Origin of the sequence: Nonomuraea sp. 10N515B (assembly GCF_052245915.1) — a bacterium.
GTDB lineage: Bacteria > Actinomycetota > Actinomycetes > Streptosporangiales > Streptosporangiaceae > Nonomuraea.
Window position 1 is genome coordinate 22,909 of the sequence record NZ_JBQQBQ010000010.1, and the last position, 18,086, is coordinate 40,994.

The 18,086-nt window shown below is 69.5% G+C and carries 16 protein-coding genes; 13 read left to right on the plus strand and 3 right to left on the minus strand.

What is annotated here, in order from left to right:
* The first annotated feature begins 61 nt into the window (after positions 1 to 61).
* Genes ACTWQA_RS16785 through ACTWQA_RS16795 form a run of 3 tightly spaced genes read left to right on the plus strand, consistent with a single transcriptional unit; the run spans position 62 to position 1,836 of the window.
* Positions 62 to 712 (plus strand): phosphatidylserine decarboxylase, encoded by a 651-nt coding sequence (locus ACTWQA_RS16785; protein ID WP_327580813.1) that lies wholly within the window; start codon positions 62 to 64, stop codon positions 710 to 712.
* Entirely contained in the window at positions 699 to 1,523 is an 825-nt protein-coding gene (pssA, locus tag ACTWQA_RS16790) for a CDP-diacylglycerol--serine O-phosphatidyltransferase (protein WP_305921264.1), read from the plus strand. The genes ACTWQA_RS16785 and pssA overlap by 14 nt, the downstream gene beginning before the upstream one ends.
* 37 nt (positions 1,524 to 1,560) lie before the next feature.
* Positions 1,561 to 1,836 (plus strand): hypothetical protein, encoded by a 276-nt coding sequence (locus ACTWQA_RS16795; RefSeq protein WP_443160148.1) that lies wholly within the window; start codon positions 1,561 to 1,563, stop codon positions 1,834 to 1,836.
* Positions 1,837 to 1,900: 64 nt separating this feature from the next.
* On the opposite strand, the gene ACTWQA_RS16800 is transcribed toward ACTWQA_RS16795, so the two are convergent.
* Positions 1,901 to 2,560 carry an MBL fold metallo-hydrolase gene (locus tag ACTWQA_RS16800; RefSeq protein WP_443160149.1) on the minus strand — a complete coding sequence of 220 codons (660 nt, stop codon included), beginning with the start codon at positions 2,558 to 2,560 and terminating at the stop codon, positions 1,901 to 1,903.
* A gap of 466 nt (positions 2,561 to 3,026) precedes the next feature.
* Between ACTWQA_RS16800 and uvrA the strand changes: the two genes are divergently transcribed.
* The gene (gene uvrA, locus ACTWQA_RS16805; protein ID WP_443160150.1) at positions 3,027 to 5,867 is read left to right on the plus strand and encodes an excinuclease ABC subunit UvrA; all 2,841 of its coding nucleotides are present in this window, start codon (positions 3,027 to 3,029) and stop codon (positions 5,865 to 5,867) included.
* 50 nt (positions 5,868 to 5,917) lie between these two features.
* On the opposite strand, the gene ACTWQA_RS16810 is transcribed toward uvrA, so the two are convergent.
* Complete coding sequence (locus ACTWQA_RS16810) at positions 5,918 to 6,652, minus strand: DUF2306 domain-containing protein (RefSeq protein ID WP_443160151.1); 735 nt, start codon at positions 6,650 to 6,652, stop codon at positions 5,918 to 5,920.
* 253 nt (positions 6,653 to 6,905) lie between these two features.
* Here ACTWQA_RS16810 and ACTWQA_RS16815 point away from each other — a divergent pair, with 253 nt between their 5' ends.
* From ACTWQA_RS16815 to whiA, 7 genes are all read left to right on the plus strand, one after another.
* On the plus strand, positions 6,906 to 7,337 hold the full coding sequence (locus ACTWQA_RS16815; RefSeq protein ID WP_443160152.1) for a Rieske (2Fe-2S) protein: 432 nt from the start codon (positions 6,906 to 6,908) through the stop codon (positions 7,335 to 7,337).
* 128 nt (positions 7,338 to 7,465) lie between these two features.
* Entirely contained in the window at positions 7,466 to 7,909 is a 444-nt protein-coding gene (locus ACTWQA_RS16820; RefSeq protein ID WP_443160153.1) for a Rieske (2Fe-2S) protein, read from the plus strand.
* A 46-nt stretch (positions 7,910 to 7,955) separates the two neighbouring features.
* The gene (locus tag ACTWQA_RS16825) at positions 7,956 to 8,420 is read left to right on the plus strand and encodes a Rieske (2Fe-2S) protein (RefSeq protein ID WP_443160154.1); all 465 of its coding nucleotides are present in this window, start codon (positions 7,956 to 7,958) and stop codon (positions 8,418 to 8,420) included.
* A gap of 417 nt (positions 8,421 to 8,837) precedes the next feature.
* Positions 8,838 to 10,835, plus strand: a complete 1,998-nt coding sequence (gene uvrC / locus ACTWQA_RS16830) for an excinuclease ABC subunit UvrC (RefSeq protein WP_443160155.1) — start codon at positions 8,838 to 8,840, stop codon at positions 10,833 to 10,835.
* Positions 10,836 to 11,297: 462 nt separating this feature from the next.
* Positions 11,298 to 12,164, plus strand: a complete 867-nt coding sequence (rapZ, locus tag ACTWQA_RS16835) for an RNase adapter RapZ (protein ID WP_305921273.1) — start codon at positions 11,298 to 11,300, stop codon at positions 12,162 to 12,164.
* A 200-nt stretch (positions 12,165 to 12,364) separates the two neighbouring features.
* Positions 12,365 to 13,282 (plus strand): gluconeogenesis factor YvcK family protein, encoded by a 918-nt coding sequence (locus tag ACTWQA_RS16840; protein ID WP_443160352.1) that lies wholly within the window; start codon positions 12,365 to 12,367, stop codon positions 13,280 to 13,282.
* A gap of 73 nt (positions 13,283 to 13,355) precedes the next feature.
* Complete coding sequence (whiA, locus tag ACTWQA_RS16845) at positions 13,356 to 14,336, plus strand: DNA-binding protein WhiA (RefSeq protein WP_185103354.1); 981 nt, start codon at positions 13,356 to 13,358, stop codon at positions 14,334 to 14,336.
* A gap of 470 nt (positions 14,337 to 14,806) precedes the next feature.
* Here the strand turns inward: whiA and ACTWQA_RS16850 are convergent, their stop codons facing one another.
* Entirely contained in the window at positions 14,807 to 15,397 is a 591-nt protein-coding gene (locus tag ACTWQA_RS16850; RefSeq protein WP_443160156.1) for a hypothetical protein, read from the minus strand.
* Positions 15,398 to 15,619: 222 nt separating this feature from the next.
* On the opposite strand from ACTWQA_RS16850, the gene gap reads away from it, so the two are divergent.
* Positions 15,620 to 16,624: a type I glyceraldehyde-3-phosphate dehydrogenase gene (gap, locus tag ACTWQA_RS16855; RefSeq protein WP_443160157.1), complete on the plus strand. Its 1,005-nt coding sequence runs from the start codon at positions 15,620 to 15,622 to the stop codon at positions 16,622 to 16,624.
* Between the two features lie 274 nt (positions 16,625 to 16,898).
* Positions 16,899 to 18,086: a phosphoglycerate kinase gene (locus tag ACTWQA_RS16860; protein WP_443160158.1), complete on the plus strand. Its 1,188-nt coding sequence runs from the start codon at positions 16,899 to 16,901 to the stop codon at positions 18,084 to 18,086.

Sequence of the window (18,086 nt, forward strand, 5' to 3'; positions counted from 1 at the left end):
GGTTGCTGGTTCTGTAACATCACGGCAAAGCGCCCAGTCCAGTCACCACCAAAGGTTGTACGTGTCCGACGATTCTGCTAAGCCCACCCGCCCGAGCTCTGTCAGGCTCGCCCGCGGCGTGTCTCCTTGGCTCCTTCCGACGGCGGCCGCGGCGGCCGCGACCGCGCTGCTGACGCGCAAGGACCGGCGATGGGCGCTCGCGGCGCTGCCGCTGAGCGCGCTCACCGGGGGCATGCTCTGGTTCTTCCGCGACCCCGACCGGACCCCGGGAGAGGGCCGCGTCCTGTCGCCCGCCGACGGCGTGGTGCAGAGCATCGACCCGTGGCCGGACGGCCGCACCAGGGTCGCGATCTTCATGAGCCCGCTGAACGTGCACGTCAACCGTGCCCCTCTTGCGGGAAATGTCACCTCCGTGCAGCATGTGGCAGGTGGGTTCCTGCCGGCGTTCAACAAGGACAGCGACCAGAACGAACGCGTGGTGTGGCATTTCGAGACCACGCTGGGCGACATCGAGATGGTGCAGATCGCGGGCGCGGTGGCGCGCAGGATCGTGCCCTATTTGAGCGCGGGCGCGAAAGTCGTGCCAGGCGAGCGGATCGGGCTCATCCGGTTCGGCTCGCGGGTCGACATCTACCTTCCCGAAGGGATCTCTCCCGCGGTGTCCGTGGGTGAGAAGACGGTTGCGGGGGTGACCAGAATTGACCGAGGCTGACGCCGGTAGTTGGCAGGCGGAAGAGGAAGAGCCTCGAGGTCCCGTCGGCAAGGCGTTCCGCCTCTCCGCTGCCGACTCCCTCTCGCTGGGCAACGCGGTCTGCGGGTTCCTCGCGGTGTGCGTCCTGGCGTACTCCGCGATCCAGCAGCTCCAAGTCGAGGGCGGCCGTTTCACGCCCAACCCCAGCTACTTCGCCACCGCCATCGTGCTGCTGCTCATCGGGGCGACGTGCGACCTGTTCGACGGTCTCGTCGCACGGCGCTTCCGCGCCTCGGCGATGGGGGCCGAGCTCGACAACCTCGCCGACGTGATCAGCTTCGGGTTCGCGCCCGCGTTCATGGTCGTGATCTGGGGCGGGTTCACCGATCAGGTGCCGTTCACCGCGGTGCTGGTGGCGGCGGCGTCCGTACTGGTCGCCGGGGTTGTCCGGCTGGCCAGGTTCGCCTGCGTCAAGACCAAGAGCGGCGACTTCATGGGGCTGCCCATCCCGATGGGCGCCATGACGGTGATCTCCATCGTGCTGCTGTTCCAGCCGAGCATCTGGGCGCTGCTCGCCGTGCTCGGCGTGGCGTGGCTGATGGTCAGCCGGATCGAATACCCGAAGCCGAAGGGGCAGCTCCTGGCGGTGGTCCTCGGGTGGATCATGGTGAACGTGGCGTTCCTCACCGTCTGGGTGGCCTGGCCGGAAGGCGGCGACCTGCCGATCAAGATCGGCGCGTCCATGCAGATCGCGCTCGTGGCGGCCATCCCGTTGCGGATGTTGTTCTACAAGCGCGAGCAGCGTAAAGAAGCCGAGCGCATCAGCAACTGACCGGGATTTTTCGTCTTACTTCGGCTTTGATGGAGCCATGTCGGCCACGCCGCGCGAGCACACGCGCACGTACTACCTCGGCAAGCTGGCCACGGAGCTTGAGGAGCGCGGGCTGACGGCTGCACTGCGGCCGTATCCGCCCGCGTTGCGGATCAGCGACCCCGACACCGTCATGCTCGTGGAGACGGTCGACTGCGTGCCGATGTCGGAGGGCTGGTTCTATCGGTGGTCGTGGGGCGAGCTCGTCGGGCTCGCCGACGATCCCGCCCTCGCGGCCGAGCGCATCGTCCGGGTCCTGGCCGCCCGCCGGTGAGCACTGTGCCCCCGGCGGCCAGCCGGGCGCCGGTTACCAGCCCTGCGGGCCGGCAGGGCACCGGCTACCAGCCGCGGGCCTTCCACTCCGGGAGGGAGGGGCGTTCGGCGCCGAGGGTCGTGTCCTTGCCGTGGCCCGGGTAGATCCAGGTCTCGTCGGGCAGGCGGTTGAAGACGCGCTCCACGACGTCGGTGTAGAGCTGGTCGAAGCGCTCCGGGTCCTTCCAGGTGTTGCCGACGCCGCCGGGGAACAGGGAGTCGCCCGTGAACAGGTGTGTGCCCGCCTCCTCGCCCCCGTCGTACAGCAGCGCGATCGATCCTGGCGTGTGGCCACGCAGGTGGATGACCTCCAGGGTGACGTCGCCGAAGGTGATGGTGTCGCCGTGCTCCACGGTGCGGTCCACCGGCAGCGGGAGTGCGGCCGCGTCCAGCGGATGGGCGATCACCTGGGCTCCCGTGACCTTGACGACCTGCCCCAGCGCCTGCCAGTGGTCGCCGTGCTGGTGCGTCGTGACGATCGCGCCGATCGGCTGGTCGGCGATCAGGGCGAGCAGGCGATCGGAGTCGGCCGCCGCGTCGATGAGCAGGCCGTCACCGGTCTGCGTGGAGCGCAGCAGATAGGCGTTGTTGTCGTACGGGCCGACGGCGAGCTTGCAGATCGTCAGTGCGGGCAGCTCACGCACGTCGGCGGGACCGCCGACCTGGACGTCACCTGTGTAGGTCATCAATAGTCCTTCGGGGGCGTCGCGGGCAGATCTGCGGGGGCCGGTCAGCCACGGCGGCGGCTCTGGAAAGCCTGTCCCCCCGGGGGCTGGCATGAACGACTGCCCCGCAGGCACCAGGGTAACGCCCCGGCCGTCCGACCTGCCGGTCAGTCAGGTCAGGATGTCGCGTGGCGTGCCCTGGACGATGGGTCCGCCGCCGAGGTCGCGTCCGTGGGCGACTCCGCCTGCAGCACGGATAGGACCGGTCATGTCTGGATATTTCAACATCTGGGCCTCTCGTCTGAGGGCGGGCATAAAGCCGCAGGTCAGATCGTTAGATGTCGAAGGCCTCCTGCCGAGGTGGCTGATGGCCGTAACCTGTGAGGGACGGATTTTTCGGGGGCCGGGATGCGGGCCGCCGAATTTGTCGGAGCTCCCGTCTACCATCCCCCGTGGACCTATCCGCCTTTCGACTTCCGGGATCGCCGTGGCAGACCGCCTGATCGTGCGTGGTGCACGAGAACACAACCTCAAGGACGTCTCGCTCGACCTGCCGCGAGACTCGCTGATCGTCTTCACCGGCCTGTCCGGCTCGGGCAAGTCGAGCCTGGCCTTCGACACGATCTTCGCTGAGGGTCAGCGGCGCTACGTCGAATCGCTGTCGGCGTACGCTCGCCAGTTCCTCGGGCAGATGGACAAGCCCGACGTCGACTTCATCGAGGGCCTGTCCCCGGCGGTGTCGATCGACCAGAAGGCCACCAGCAAAAACCCCCGCTCGACTGTCGGCACGATCACCGAGGTCTACGACTACCTGAGGCTGCTGTGGGCCAGGATCGGCAAGCCGCACTGCCCGGTGTGCGCGCGCCCGATCGCCAGGCAGATGCCGCAGCAGATCGTCGACCGGGTGATGGACCTGGAGGAGGGCACCAGGTTCCAGGTGCTCGCCCCGGTCGTGCGTGGACGCAAGGGTGAATACGCCGAGCTCTTCCGCGAGCTGCAGACCAAGGGCTTCGCCAGGGCCAGGGTGGACGGCACCGTCGTGCGGCTGGAGGACCCGCCGACGCTGAAGAAGTACGAAAAGCACGACATCGAGGTCATCGTCGACCGCCTGTCGGTCAAGGAGTCGGCGCGGCGCCGGCTCAACGACTCGGTCGAGACGGCGCTGCTGCTGTCCGGCGGCACGATCACGCTCGAGTTCGTCGACCTGCCCGAGGACGACCCCGGCCGCGAGCGGTTCTACTCCGAGCACCTCTACTGCCCCTACGACGACCTGTCGTTCGAGGAGCTGGAGCCGCGCTCGTTCTCGTTCAACTCGCCGTTCGGCGCCTGCCCCGAGTGCACGGGCCTGGGCACGAAGATGGAGGTGGACCCCGACCTGGTGGTGCCCGACCCGGAGCGCACGCTCCGGGAAGGCGCGCTGCATCCCTGGTCGGGCGGCCACACCAGTGAATACTTCGTCAGGCTGATCGAGGCGCTGGGCAACACCGTCGGATTCACGCTCGACACCGCGTGGGAGCGGCTGCCGAAGAAGGCGCAGAAGTCGCTGCTGTTCGGCCACGACGAGCAGGTGCACGTCCGCTACAGCAACCGTTACGGCAGGCAGCGCTCCTACTACACCACCTACGACGGCGTCATCCCGTGGGTGCAGCGCAGGCACGCCGAGGCGGAGAGCGACTCGAGCCGCGAGCGGTTCGAGGGCTACATGCGCGAGATCCCGTGCCCGGCCTGCAAGGGAGCCAGGCTCAAGCCGGTGACGCTGGCGGTGACGGTCGCCGACAAGTCGATCGCCGAGGTCGCGGCCATGTCGATCGGCGAGTGCGCGAAGTTCCTGGCCGCGCTCAAACTGTCCGACCGCGACATGCAGATCGCCGAGCGGGTCGTCAAGGAGATCAACGCCCGCCTGGGCTTCCTGCTCGACGTCGGCCTCGACTACCTGACCATGGACCGGGCCGCCGCCACCCTCGCCGGTGGCGAGGCGCAGCGCATCAGGCTCGCCACCCAGATCGGCTCCGGCCTGGTCGGCGTCCTCTACGTGCTGGACGAGCCGTCCATCGGCCTGCACCAGCGCGACAACATGCGCCTGCTCGACACGCTGGTCAGGCTGCGTGACATGGGCAACACGCTGATCGTGGTCGAGCACGACGAGGACACGATCGCGGCCGCCGACTGGGTGGTCGACATCGGTCCCGGCGCGGGCGAGCACGGCGGCCAGGTCGTGGTGTCCGGCACCGTGCAGCAGCTGCTGTCCAGCGAGGAGTCGCTGACGGGGCAATACCTGTCCGGGCGCAGGAGCATCCCCATCCCCGCCATCCGCCGCCCGCGCAACAAGAAGCGGCAGATCACGGTCAAGGGGGCGCGCGAGCACAACCTCCAGGGCGTGGACATCGAGTTCCCGCTGGGGCTGTTCACGGCCGTGACGGGTGTGTCGGGGTCGGGCAAGTCGACGCTGGTCAACGACATCCTCTACAACGCGCTGGCCAAGGAGCTCAACGGAGCGCGCACGGTGCCGGGGCGGCACTCGCGGATCAACGGCATGGACCTCGTGGACAAGGTCGTGCACGTCGACCAGTCGCCGATCGGGCGCACCCCGCGCTCCAATCCGGCCACCTACACCGGCGTCTTCGACCACGTTCGCAAGCTCTTCGCGGCCACGACCGAGGCGAAGGTGCGGGGCTACCAGCCCGGGCGCTTCAGCTTCAACGTCAAGGGCGGGCGCTGCGAGGCGTGCGCCGGCGACGGCACCATCAAGATCGAGATGAACTTCCTGCCGGACGTCTATGTCCCGTGCGAGGTCTGCCACGGCGCCCGCTACAACCGGGAGACGCTGGAGGTCCACTACAAGGGCAAGACGATCTCCGAGGTGCTGGACATGCCGATCGAGGAGGCCCTGGGCTTCTTCGACGCGATCCCCGCGATCAAGCGTCACCTGCAGACGCTCCACGACGTGGGGCTCGGCTACGTCCGGCTCGGGCAGCCGGCCACCACGCTGTCCGGCGGCGAGGCCCAGCGCGTCAAGCTGGCCTCCGAGCTGCAGCGGCGGCAGACCGGGCGGACGATCTACGTGCTGGACGAGCCGACCACCGGGTTGCACTTCGAGGACATCCGCAGGCTGCTCGGCGTGCTGGGGCGGCTGGTCGACGGCGGTAACACGGTGATCGTCATCGAGCACAACCTCGACGTGATCAAGACGGCCGACTGGATCATCGACATGGGTCCCGAAGGCGGCTCACGCGGCGGGACCCTGGTCGCCAGCGGCACGCCCGAGGAGGTCGCGCTGGTGGAGGAGAGCCACACGGGGCGCTTCCTACGGAAGATCCTTTCCTTCTGAGGTCACCCGGCCTGGTGGCCGCGAGGGTCATGCGCCCTGGCGGGCATGGGTCATGCGGTTTGGCGGGCGCGGCGGCGGCGTTTGGCGGCGTCGCCGCGCTCCAGCCACCACTCGGCGAAGAGCAGCGGCAACACCCAGCCGAGCCAGGCGCTCAGCGCCGACACCGCGCTCGCCAGAAGTGTCTCGTCGCCGTGGAAGGTGGTCTCCAATTGCGGCGACAACACGATGAAGAACACGATCCCCCACAGGCGATTCGTGGTGATCGACATGGTGAGGGCGAAGCTGCGCACCATCCACCGGCGATGGTCGGCGAATCTGCGCTGCCTGGCCATCCGCCAGCCCGCCAGCGTGCATCCCAGCCAGACAAGTGCCAGCACGACGCCGCTGGCGGCGGTCACCGGGCCGAAATACGGGGTGGTCACGGAGACGATCAGCCCGAGCAGGCCGGCGGGGAGGCAGCCGGCGAAGACGTACACGCGGCCGATCAGGCGATGGGCGCGCGGGTAGCGGCCGCGGAACCACGGCCAGACCTGCAGGCAGCACGTGATCATCGCGATCGAGCCGAAAACGACGTGCAGCGACAGGACGACGAAATGTGGCGGGAAGAAGTCCGGGGCGGGGACGCGCGACTGGCTCGGATCCATGGACAGGTACGGGGGCAGCGAGAAGGCGACGAACGCGACCGCCACCACCGCCAGCGGCGCCACCCATGGACGGCGCCACCATCGGGGACGGCGGGGTGGGGCGGGGGAGACCGGTGGCTGCTGCTCTGTCGAAAGCGTCATGGCCGCAAGGTTCGGGGCGGTCGCTGACCGCCGGCCTACCACCCGCTGACGTGCCGCCCTGGAGGGCGGTCAGAGGTGCCCGCCGGGCGCTGCGATCTGCCACCCGCGGACGGGACCGGCGGGCGGCGCCCATAGACTTGACTCTGGATGACGACTCGACCACAGCGGGTCAGCATCGACCGTTAAGGGGCAGCAGGCCGCGCCACCGAATGTCACACGCTGACCACGAAGAGATATGGGATAGCTCTCGAACATGAACACCTGGGGTTCGACGGAAGAGGCCGCTGAAAGCGGCCTCGGACGGCGCGAGATGCTGGGGGCGGCCGGAGTCGCGGCGTGCGGGCTGGCGCTCGCCGCATGCGGCACGGGGGATATCAAGGCTCAGCAGAGCATCAAAGGCAAGGTCATCGCCAAGACGGCCGACGTGCCGGTGGGCGGCGGCAAGCTGATCGAGGACCTGAAGATCGTGGTGATGCAGCCCGCGCAGGGCGTCTACAAGGCCTACAGCGCGATCTGCACGCACATGGGCTGCGCCGTGAGCATTCCCGAGGGCAAGTTGATCAAGTGCGCCTGCCACGGCAGTGAGTTCGCCGCTGACAGCGGCAACGCCACCAAGGGGCCCGCCACCGCTCCGCTGACCGCGTTCCCCGTCAAGGTCGAAGGCGACGGCATCGTGATCGTCTGAACCGGTAATTGTGCGTAGTCGCCGGGATTGGTCTCGGGCACGCTGAACCGGCGCCATGGCGCTGGCCGTACCTGAAGTGAAGACAATCCTGGGAGGAACGCACAATGACGGAAACGACGCGCCGGACAATGATGCTCGGCGCCGGTGGCGCGGGGCTGGCGGCGGTTCTGACAGCGTGTGCGAGCTACGGTTCGCCGACGACGGAAGCGAGCGCCGACCCTCCGGCCGAAGAGCCGGCCGAGGAGGCGTCGTCCGCGGCACCCAAGAAGAAGCAGGCATCGAAGGGCAAGGCGCTGGCTGCCACCAGCGACATCCCCGAAGGGGGCGGGAAGGTCTTCGAGGGGCAGAAGATCGTGGTCACGCAGCCGACCGCAGGCGATTTCAAGGCGTTTACGGCCGTCTGCACCCACGCGGGCTGCACGGTGGCCACCGTCTCCAACAACACGATCAACTGTCCTTGTCACGGCAGCAAGTTCAGCATCGAGGACGGCTCCGTCACCGATGGGCCCGCGGGCGAGCCGCTCGCGGAAAAGAAGATCACGGTGGACGGAGACAAGATCAGGCTGGCGTGAACACGCGTCTCATGAATTTCTCACCTGGGTGCGTTTGGGTGAGCGCATGGGAGAAGACCTTCGTAGCCGCCGGGCGGTGATCGCGGGCGTGGGCGCAAGCGGCCTGGCGCTGGCGATCACCGCATGTGGCGGCGGTACCGATACCGCGACGAGCGCCGGTGGCGCCACCGAGTCGAGCGCGCCTCAGTCCAGCGCCGCTCAGTCCAGCGCCGCGCCGCAGGGCGGGAGTGCGCTGGCCACGACCGCCGACATCCCCGTCGGCGGTGGCACGATCTTCAAGGACCAGAAGATCGTGGTCACGCAGCCCACGTCTGGTGAGTTCAAGGCGTTCAGCGCGGTCTGCACGCACAGCGGCTGCGCGGTCGGCAGCGTCGCGGACGGACAGATCGTCTGTCCTTGTCACGGCAGCAAGTTCAACATCGCGGACGGGGCCGTGACGAACGGGCCCGCCGACAAGCCGCTGCCCGAGCAGCAGATCAAGGTCGACGGCGACCAGATCACGCTCGCGTAGCGCCGCCGCCGGGAACGGCCCGGCGCGAGCTGGGCCGTCCAGCGGCCGTTCGCGCCGGCCGGGCCGGCCGGGCCGGGCGAGTGCCCGTGTGCCGATCAATGTCGGCCGGCCAGTGCCAGCCGGCCAGTTGTGCCGGTGTGCTGGCCGGTGCCAGTCGGGCAGTGCCGGTGTGCTGGCCGGTGCCAGCCGGCCAGTTGTGCCGGTGTGCTGGCCGGTGCCAGTCGGGCAGTGCCGGTGTGCTGGCCGGTGCCAGTCGGGCAGTGCCGGTGTGTCGGCCGGTGCCAGTCGGGCAGTGCCCGTGTGTCGGCCAGTGCCAGTCGGGCAGTGCCCGTGTGTCGGCCAGTGCCGGTGTGTTGGCCAGTGCCCATTGGCACCGGGGTGGTGTTGGTCTTGGTCGCGTTTGGGGGCGCGGCCGGGATGCCTGGTCTAGCCGGTCGTGCCGGCGACGGGGCGACCTTGTCGGTGTGGGCTACTAGGCTTTTGGTCGTGGCGAGATCAGCGGGCAGCCCTTTGAGTTTCCGGCCCAAGCCGGGTTCGATCCCCGATTCCCCGGGGGTCTACCGGTTCAGGGACGCGCACGGCCGGGTGATCTACGTAGGCAAGGCCAAGAGCCTGCGGCAGCGGCTCAACTCGTACTTCGCGGACTTCTCCGCGCTGCACCCGCGCACGCAGACGATGCTGACCACCGCCGCCGACGTCGACTGGACGGTCGTCGGCACCGAGGTGGAGGCGCTGCAGCTCGAATACTCCTGGATCAAGGAGTTCGACCCGCGCTTCAACGTGAAATACCGCGACGACAAGTCCTACCCCTACCTCGCGGTCACCCTGGGAGAGGACTTCCCGCGCGTGCAGGTCATGCGCGGGGCCAAGCGCAAGGGCACGCGCTATTTCGGGCCCTACTCGCACGCCTGGGCCATCAGGGAGACCGTCGACCTGCTGCTGCGGGTCTTCCCGGTGCGCACCTGCAGCGCGGGAGTGTTCAAGCGGGCCGGGCAGATCGGCCGCCCCTGCCTGCTCGGCTACATCGACAAGTGCTCGGCGCCCTGCGTCGGCCGGGTCAGCCCAGAGGAGCACCGCGCGCTGGCCGAGGACTTCTGTGACTTCATGGCAGGCAACACCAGCCGCTTCATCAAGCGTCTGGAGAAGGACATGCGCGAGGCCGCCTCCGAGCAGGAATACGAGCGCGCCGCCCGGCTCAGGGACGACATCCAGGCCCTGCAGCGGGCGCTGGAGAAGCAGGCGGTCGTGCTCGGCGAGGGCACGGACGCCGACGTGATCGCACTGGCCGAGGACCCGCTCGAGGCCGCCGTGCAAGTCTTCTACGTGCGCGGCGGCCGCATCCGCGGCCAGCGCGGGTGGGTGGTCGACAAGGTCGAGGAGACCACGCCCGGCGAGCTGGTCGAGCAGTTCCTGCTGCAGATGTACGCCGAGGCCGTCCCCGAGTCGATGCCCCGCGAGGTGCTCGTGCCCGCCCTGCCGCCCGACAACGAGGCGGTCGCGGAGCTGCTGGGCGAGCAGCGCCGGGCCCGCGTCGACGTACGCGTGCCGCAGCGCGGCGACAAACGGGCGCTGATGGAGACCGTCGAGCGCAACGCCAAGGAGTCGCTCGCGCAACACAAGGTCCGCCGCGCCAGCGACCTGACCACGCGCAGCAAGGCGCTGCAGGAGATCGCCGACGCGCTCGACCTCGACCAGGCGCCGCTGCGCATCGAGTGCTACGACGTCTCCCACTTGCAGGGCGAGAACGTCGTGGCGTCGATGGTCGTGTTCGAGGACGGGCTGGCGCGCAAGAGCGAATACCGGCGCTTCGCGGTCAAGACCAAGGAAGGCGACGTCGCCTCGATGTACGAGGTGATCATGCGGCGGTTCCGCCGCTACCTGGAGGAGCGTTCCGCCACCGGCGAGCTGGCCCCCGACGACCAGGACGCGCACGGCCCCATTGACCCCGAGACGGGCAAGCCGCGCAAGTTCGCCTACCCGCCCAACTTGGTCGTGGTCGACGGCGCGGGCCCTCAGGCGGCCGCCGCCCAGCGGGCGCTCGACGAGCTCGGCATCGACGACGTGTCCGTGTGCGGGCTCGCCAAGCGGCTGGAGGAGGTGTGGCTGCCCGGCGACGACCAACCGGTGATCATGCCTCGCTCGAGCGAAGGCCTCTACCTGCTGCAACGCGTCCGAGACGAAGCGCACAGGTTCGCCATCACCTACCATCGTTCCAAGAGGGCGAAGACGGTGAAGGAGAGCGCGCTCGACGGCGTGCCCGGCCTCGGCCCCGCCCGGCGGCAGGCGCTGCTCAAGCACTTCGGCTCCGTGAAGAAGCTGCGTGAGGCCACCGCCGACGAGATCTGCGAGGTTCCGGGCATCGGCCCTTCGATCGCCGAGGTCATCGTCTCGACGCTGAAGGGAGACTCGCCTTGATGCCGCCACGGTCATACGGAGCGGCGAGCCTGGGGCGGAGAGCGGTAGCTTGCGTGACCAGCGGAGCCCCGTGCGAGCGCGACCATAGACACAGAGCGGGGAGCCTGGGGCGGAGAGCGGTGGCTTGCGTGACCAGCGGAGCCCCGTGCGAGCGCGACCACGGACACAGAGCGGCGAGCTTGGGACGGGGAGCGGTGGCTTGCGTGGCCGGCGGAGCCCTGTGCGAGCGCGACCATGGACACGAAGCGGCATGGCCAAGGCGCGTTCCCGCATTCGCTAGTGTGAAAGGGCGTGCCGCGATGACTCAACCGGGCGTGCCGGGCGGCCGCCGTGCGGTGAGCGCCCGGGCCGCTGAGGCGGCGGACGACGCCGGCCGGGGAGGGCGTAGACATGGACACCGGTGAGGCAAAGCCGGACGGGCGAAGCACTGGTGAGTCAGTGCCGGACGGGCGGAGTGAGGCGATGAGCACCGGGCCGGCGTTCGTCATCGTGACCGGCATGTCCGGAGCGGGACGCAGCACCGCGGCCAAAGCGCTCGAGGACCTGGGCTGGTTCGTCATTGACAACCTGCCGCCGGGCCTGCTGTTCGCGATGGCCGAGGAGGCGGGCAAGGTCAAGCTGGCCGCCGACAAGGTGGCGGCCGTCGTGGACGTGCGCAGCCTGGCCTTCACCACCGACCTCAACGCCGCCATCGAGGAGCTCGAAGGGCGCGGGGTGCGGGTGCGCGTCGTTTTCCTGGAGGCCAGCGATGAGGAGCTGGTGCGGCGCTTCGAAAACGTCCGCAGGCCCCACCCGCTGCAGGGCGAGGGACGGCTGGTCGACGGCATCGCACGGGAGCGGGGGATCCTGCGGGAGGTGCGGGCCAACGCCGATCTGGTGATCGACACCTCCTCGCACAACGTGCATGATCTGAGAAACAAGATCGTGGCATACTTCGGCGGCGAGGACCGGCCGGGGCTGCGGGTCAACGTCGTGTCCTTCGGGTTCAAATACGGCCTGCCGGTCGACGCCGACCTCGTCGTGGACTGCCGGTTCCTGCCCAACCCGCACTGGGTGCCCGAGCTGCGGCCGATGAACGGGTTGGAGGCGCCGGTCCGCGATTACGTGCTGGGGCAGCCGGGGGCCAAGGAGTTCCTGGACGCCTACGAGGAGGTCCTGCGGGTGGTCGCCGCCGGCTACGCGCGTGAGGGCAAGAGTTACGCGACGCTGGCGGTGGGTTGCACGGGTGGCAAACACCGCAGCGTGGCCATGGCCGAGCAGGTCGCCGCCCGCCTGCGCGACCGCGGGATGGAGGTCCAGGTGAGCCACCGGGATGTGGGGCGGGAGTGACCGATGAAGGCTTCGAAGCAGCGGCTGTGCCGGATCCGGCAGGCGGCGGTCCCGTCCCGGTAGAGCGTTCGCGGCCGGCTGATGCTCCCCTGCGAGACGTGGGCGGCGCCTCGGCAGGGCGTGGTGTGGCCGGGGGCGTCCCGCCTGGTGAGGAGGGGCGGTTCGGTCCTCCCGGGCGGCACGCGGAGTTCGGGCCGGGCGTGGTCGCGCTCGGCGGCGGGCACGGGCTGTTCGCGTCCCTGTCCGCATTACGAATGGTCACCGACACGCTGACCGCGGTGGTGACCGTGGCCGACGACGGCGGCTCCAGCGGGCGGCTGCGCCGTGAGCTCGGCGTGCTGCCGCCCGGCGACCTGCGCATGGCGCTGGCCGCGCTCTGCGGCGACGACGAGTGGGGCAGCACCTGGAGCGAGGTCGTGCAGCATCGCTTCCGCAGCGAGGGCGAGCTGCACGGGCACGCCGTCGGCAACCTGCTGATCGTGGCGCTGTGGGAGCTGCTGGGCGACCCCGTGGCCGGGCTCGACTGGGTCGGGCGGCTGCTGGGCGCGCACGGGCGGGTGCTGCCGATGGCGTCGGTGCCGCTGGACATCGTGGCCGAGGTGGAGCTCGACGGCGTCATCTCGACCGTACGCGGTCAGGTGGCGTGCGCCCTGACACCGGGCCGCGTCCAGGCCATCTCGCTGGTCCCCGAGGACCCGCCCGCACGGCCCGAGGCCGTCACGGCGGTGCTGGAGGCGGACTGGGTGGTGTTCGGGCCGGGATCGTGGTTCACCAGCGTGCTGCCGCACCTCAAGGTGCCCGAGCTGGCCAGGGCCCTGCACGAGACCCGGGCCAAGCGGCTGGTCACGCTCAACCTGGCTCCCCAGGCGGGCGAGACCGACGACTTCTCCCCCCAGCAGCATCTGGAGGTGCTCACGCAGCACGCGCCCGACCTGTCGATCGACGTCGTGCTGGCCGACACCGGAGTGGTCGACGACCCCGACGCGCTGGAGAAGGCCGCCGCGGCGCTCGGCGCGCGGCTCGTCATGGCCGACGTGGCCGCCTCCGACGGCTCTGCGCGGCACGACCCACGACGTCTTGCCTCCGTCCTGGACGAGATTTTCCTCCAGAAGCGTTGATCCTGGTCGGCGTGGCGCGAAGGTGCGAGAGACTGACGAGAGCCGGTCTGAATGGGGGAGAGGACTAACGCTTATGGCGATGACAGGTGTGGTGAAAGACGAACTGAGCCGCCTGCCGGTGCTGAAGCCGTGCTGCCGCAAGGCGGAGGTTTCCACGTTGCTGCGGTTCGCCAGTGGCCTGCACCTCGTGGGCGGGCGGATCGTGATCGAGGCGGAGCTCGACACCAACGCCACCGCGCGGCGCCTGATCAAGGACATCGGGGAGGTGTTCGGCCACAAGGCGGAAGTGCTCGTTCTCGCGCCCGCCGGGCTGCGCAAGGGCTCTCGCTACGTCGTGCGCGTCTACCGCGACGGTGAGGCGCTCGCCCGCCAGACGGGCCTGATCGACAACCATGGCCGCCCGGTACGCGGCCTGCCCCGTCAGGTGGTGGCGGGGGCGGCATGCGACGCCGAGGCCGCCTGGCGCGGCGCCTTCCTGGCGCACGGCTCGCTCACCGAGCCGGGGCGGTCGATGTCGCTCGAGGTCACCTGCCCGGGGCCGGAGGCGGCGCTCGCGCTGGTGGGCTCGGCGCGGCGGCTGAAGATCCACGCCAAGGCGCGGGAAGTGCGCGGGGTGGACCGGGTCGTCGTACGCGACGGCGACGCGATCAGCGCCCTGCTCACCCGCCTGGGGGCGCACGACAGCGTGCTGGCCTGGGAGGAGCGGCGCATGCGCCGCGAGGTGCGGGCCACCGCCAACCGCCTGGCCAACTTCGACGACGCCAACCTGCGGCGCTCGGCCCGGGCCGCGGTGGCGGCCGGGGCGCGGGTGCAGCGGGCGCTGGAGATCCTCGGAGAGGAGGCTCCGGAGCACCTGGTGGTGGCGGGGCGGCTGCGGGTGGAGCACAAGCAGGCGTCGTTGGAGGAGCTGGGGCAGATCGCTGATCCGCCGCTGACCAAGGACGCGATCGCGGGGCGGATCCGGCGGCTGCTCGCCATGGCCGACAAGCGCGCCTCCGATCTCGGCATCCCCAACACCGAGGCCAACCTCACCGTCGACATGCTCGCCCCTTGACGGCGGCACCGTCTGAGGGCGTCGTCTGCTGCGGCCGGTGATGGGGCCGTGCGGCTGGGGTCGTGGTGGTGACGGTGCGCCTGCAGGCCCGTTGATGGTGGCCCTGCGACTATGCGGGGCCGTGACGGTGGGGCTATGTCTGCTTCTGCGGGGCCGTGATGGCGCTTTGTGTGGTTCTGCGGGGCCGTGATGGCACTTTGTGTGGTTCTGCGGGGCCGTGATGGTGCTCTGTGTGGTTCTCCGGGGCCGTTGTGGTGGCGGGGCTTTAAGACCCATTCTTTACGGCGAGCCAAGTGGGCCGCACGCGCCGACGTGGGTTCCGTCCGTCATGGCCGGTCGTGAAGGCTCACGGGTTGCTCGCCGTGACGGAGCGCCTGCTTGACCAGCTTCCGTGGTCGGATGACCCGGGGCGGAGCCGTTCGTGCGCGTCCCGTTCCTGGGTGAGCCGGGCGGCGTCAGCCCGGACCGCGTCAGTCGCCGGCCGGTTTGCGGGGTGTGAACAGGTCGCCCGCCGGCTGCTTGGCCGGGGATTGGGCGGGCTCGAACGGGGCTCGGTACTCGGGCTCCTCCGGCTCCTCGGTCGCGACCTCGGCGCGCTGGGCGCGGCGGATGCGTGACACCACGCGCAGGGTGAGCAGCAGGAGTGCGGCCAGGGCGGCCACGCCGATGGAGAGCCAGATCGGCCACGTCTGCGCCAGCGGGGAGCTGTAGATGCTCAGGGCGGGGAAGAAACCGCCGAAGAAGTTGTCGAGGGTGATGTCGGCCAGGTCGATGGGGGTGCCCCGTCCCCGCGTGAGGGCGCCCCAAATGATCGCCTTGCCGATGATCTGGCCACCGGCCACGGCGCCGCCCGCGTACAGCGCCGCCACGGCCGGCAGGACGACGCTGCGCGGACGTGCCATGCCCATGGCCAGGGCGACGATCAGCGCGACCACGAGGGACAGCGCGATCGAGAGGGGATACCCGTTGCCGAACGTCCGGACTTCGATGGGAAGGCTTCTCTGGAACGCGATGGCCATCCCCATCCCGGCCGCGCAGACCAGCGCCGCAACGAGTCCCACGGCTAGTCCGGGAAGCAGCCCGGACCGCTTATGTGACATCTCAGCCCCCAGAGAATGCACGAATTTACTCCGATGAGTCGGGCACTTTACTCGAACGCCTCAAAACTAGTGGGCAGAACCGTCATTCAGAGTGCGGGGGTGGCAGTGGTCTAAACCAATTTGGGTCCGATAAGGTTCGTGGTTGAGGTTCAGCCCGCCATCTGTTCGAGGAGTTCGGTTCCCGTGAGCATCCGCGTAGGCGTCAACGGCTTCGGCCGTATCGGTCGCAACTTCTGGCGCGCTGTCGCCGCCAGTGGCAAGGACATCGAGATCGTCGCGGTCAATGACCTGACCGACAACGCGACGCTCGCTCACTTGCTGAAGTACGACAGCATCTTGGGCCGCCTGCCCTATGAGGTGAAGGCCACCAGCGATGAGATCATCGTGAACGGCAAGGCGATCAAGGTCTTCGAGGAGCGCGACCCGGGCAACCTGCCCTGGGGCGACCTCGGTGTGGACGTGGTCCTGGAGTCGACGGGTCTGTTCACCGACGCCACCAAGGCCAAGGTGCACGCCGACAACGGCGCGAAGAAGGTCATCATCTCCGCCCCGGCGAAGAATGAGGACTTCACCGTCGTCATAGGCGTCAACGACGGTGACTACGACCCGGCCAAGCACACGATCATCTCCAACGCCTCCTGCACCACCAACTGCCTGGCGCCGATGGCCAAGGTCCTGCACGACACCTTCACCATCGAGAAGGGTCTGATGACCACCATCCACGCCTACACGCAGGACCAGAACCTGCAGGACGGCCCGCACAAGGACCTGCGCCGCGCCCGCGCCGCCGCGCTCAACGTGGTGCCCACCTCCACCGGCGCCGCCAAGGCCATCGGCCTGGTCCTGCCCGAGCTCAAGGGCAAGCTCGACGGCTTCGCCATGCGGGTGCCGATCCCCACGGGCTCGGCCACCGACCTCACCGTCGACGTCAGCCGCGACGTCACGGTCGAGGAGGTCAACGCCGCGGTCAAGGCCGCCGCCGAGGGCCCGCTCAAGGGCATCATCAGCTACACCGAGGACGAGATCGTCTCCTCCGACATCGTCACCGACCCGGCTTCCTGCATCTTCGACGCCGGCCTCACCAAGGTCATCGGCAACCAGGTCAAGGTCGTCGGCTGGTACGACAACGAGTGGGGCTACTCCAACCGGCTCGCCGACCTGATCGAGCTGGTGGGCCGCGGTCTCTGACGCCGGATCCCGCGAGGGAGCGCCGCCGCCTGGGCCCCTGCTTCGCATGATCGGTCTCGCCGCCCACTCGTCGCATCGTGAGATGCCCGGGCCGGCGAGAACGACCTCCCTGTGAGCGTCGCACCGATCACCCGCGAGAGGTGCCGGATCGCAGGAGAGCCGATCCGAGGACGAGCGCCGGGAGCGGAGCGACCGGGGCGCCGGAAGGCGGCGGCATGGGCGACTGAGCCGGCTCACGGAGTGAGGCCATGTACACAGTGACGGGAGAATGAGCATGCGCACGCTCGATGATCTCGACGTGAAGGGGCGGCGCGTGCTCGTACGCGCCGACCTCAACGTCCCCCTCGACGGGGAGACGATCACCGACGACGGCCGCATCCGCGCGTCGGTGCCGACGATCAAGGCCCTGCTGGACGGGGGCGCCAAGGTCGTCGTCTGCGCCCATCTGGGCCGGCCCAAGGGCCAGGTCAATCCGAAATACTCGCTCAAGCCCGTGGCCAGGCGCCTGGGCGAGCTGCTCGGCCAGGACGTGGCCTTCGCCGCCGACGTGGTGGGCGACAGTGCACGCGGCACCGTTGAATCGCTCCAGGACGGCCAGGTGGCCCTGCTGGAAAACCTGCGGTACGAGCCGGGCGAGGAGTCCAAGGACGACGCCGCGCGCGGCGCCTTCGCCGAGCAGCTGGCCGGGCTGGCCGAGCTCTACGTCGGCGACGGGTTCGGCGCGGTGCACCGCAAGCACGCCAGCGTCTACGACGTGCCCAAGCTGCTGCCGCACGCGGCGGGCGGGCTGATCGTGGCCGAGGTGGAGGTGCTGAAGAAGCTCACCGACGACCTCGAGCGGCCCTACGTGGTGGTGCTGGGCGGCGCCAAGGTCTCCGACAAGCTCGGCGTCATCGCCAACCTGCTGACCAAGGTCGACCGGCTGCTGATCGGCGGCGGCATGGCCTACACCTTCCTCAAGGCCCAGGGCCACGAGGTCGGCAGGTCGCTGCTCCAGGAGGACCAGCTCGACCAGGTGCGCGGCTTCCTCGAGGAGGCGGCCAAGCGGGGCGTCGAGCTCGTCCTGCCCGTGGACGTGCTGGCCGCGACCACGTTCGCGGCCGACGCCGAGCACGAGGCGGTCGAGGCCACCGCGATCCCGGCCGACCGGGAGGGGCTCGACATCGGGCCCAGGACGCGGGAGCTGTTCGCCGCCAAGCTGGCCGACGCCAGGACGGTCTTCTGGAACGGGCCCATGGGCGTGTTCGAGTTCGACGCGTTCTCCGGCGGTACGAGGGCGGTGGCCGAGGCGCTGATCGCCGCCGACGCCTTCACCGTGGTGGGGGGTGGCGACTCCGCCGCCGCCGTACGCAAGCTGGAGCTTCCCGAGGACGGCTTCTCGCACATCTCCACCGGCGGTGGAGCCAGCCTCGAATACCTTGAGGGCAAGGCCCTCCCCGGACTCGCCGCCTTGGAGGAGTGA

Excerpts from the sequence above, each read along its gene's own strand:
- ACTWQA_RS16860 (WP_443160158.1), top strand. The coding sequence starts at position 16,899 with ATGCGCACGCTCGATGATCTCGACGTGAAGGGGCGGCGCGTGCTCGTA.
- ACTWQA_RS16825 (WP_443160154.1), top strand. The coding sequence starts at position 7,956 with ATGGGAGAAGACCTTCGTAGCCGCCGGGCGGTGATCGCGGGCGTGGGC.
- rapZ (WP_305921273.1), top strand. The coding sequence starts at position 11,298 with ATGAGCACCGGGCCGGCGTTCGTCATCGTGACCGGCATGTCCGGAGCG.
- ACTWQA_RS16795 (WP_443160148.1), top strand. The coding sequence starts at position 1,561 with ATGTCGGCCACGCCGCGCGAGCACACGCGCACGTACTACCTCGGCAAG.
- ACTWQA_RS16815 (WP_443160152.1), top strand. The coding sequence starts at position 6,906 with ATGAACACCTGGGGTTCGACGGAAGAGGCCGCTGAAAGCGGCCTCGGA.
- whiA (WP_185103354.1), top strand. The coding sequence starts at position 13,356 with ATGGCGATGACAGGTGTGGTGAAAGACGAACTGAGCCGCCTGCCGGTG.
- ACTWQA_RS16810 (WP_443160151.1), bottom strand. The coding sequence starts at position 6,652 with ATGACGCTTTCGACAGAGCAGCAGCCACCGGTCTCCCCCGCCCCACCC.
- ACTWQA_RS16800 (WP_443160149.1), bottom strand. The coding sequence starts at position 2,560 with ATGACCTACACAGGTGACGTCCAGGTCGGCGGTCCCGCCGACGTGCGT.
- uvrC (WP_443160155.1), top strand. The coding sequence starts at position 8,838 with ATGCCTGGTCTAGCCGGTCGTGCCGGCGACGGGGCGACCTTGTCGGTG.
- ACTWQA_RS16820 (WP_443160153.1), top strand. The coding sequence starts at position 7,466 with ATGATGCTCGGCGCCGGTGGCGCGGGGCTGGCGGCGGTTCTGACAGCG.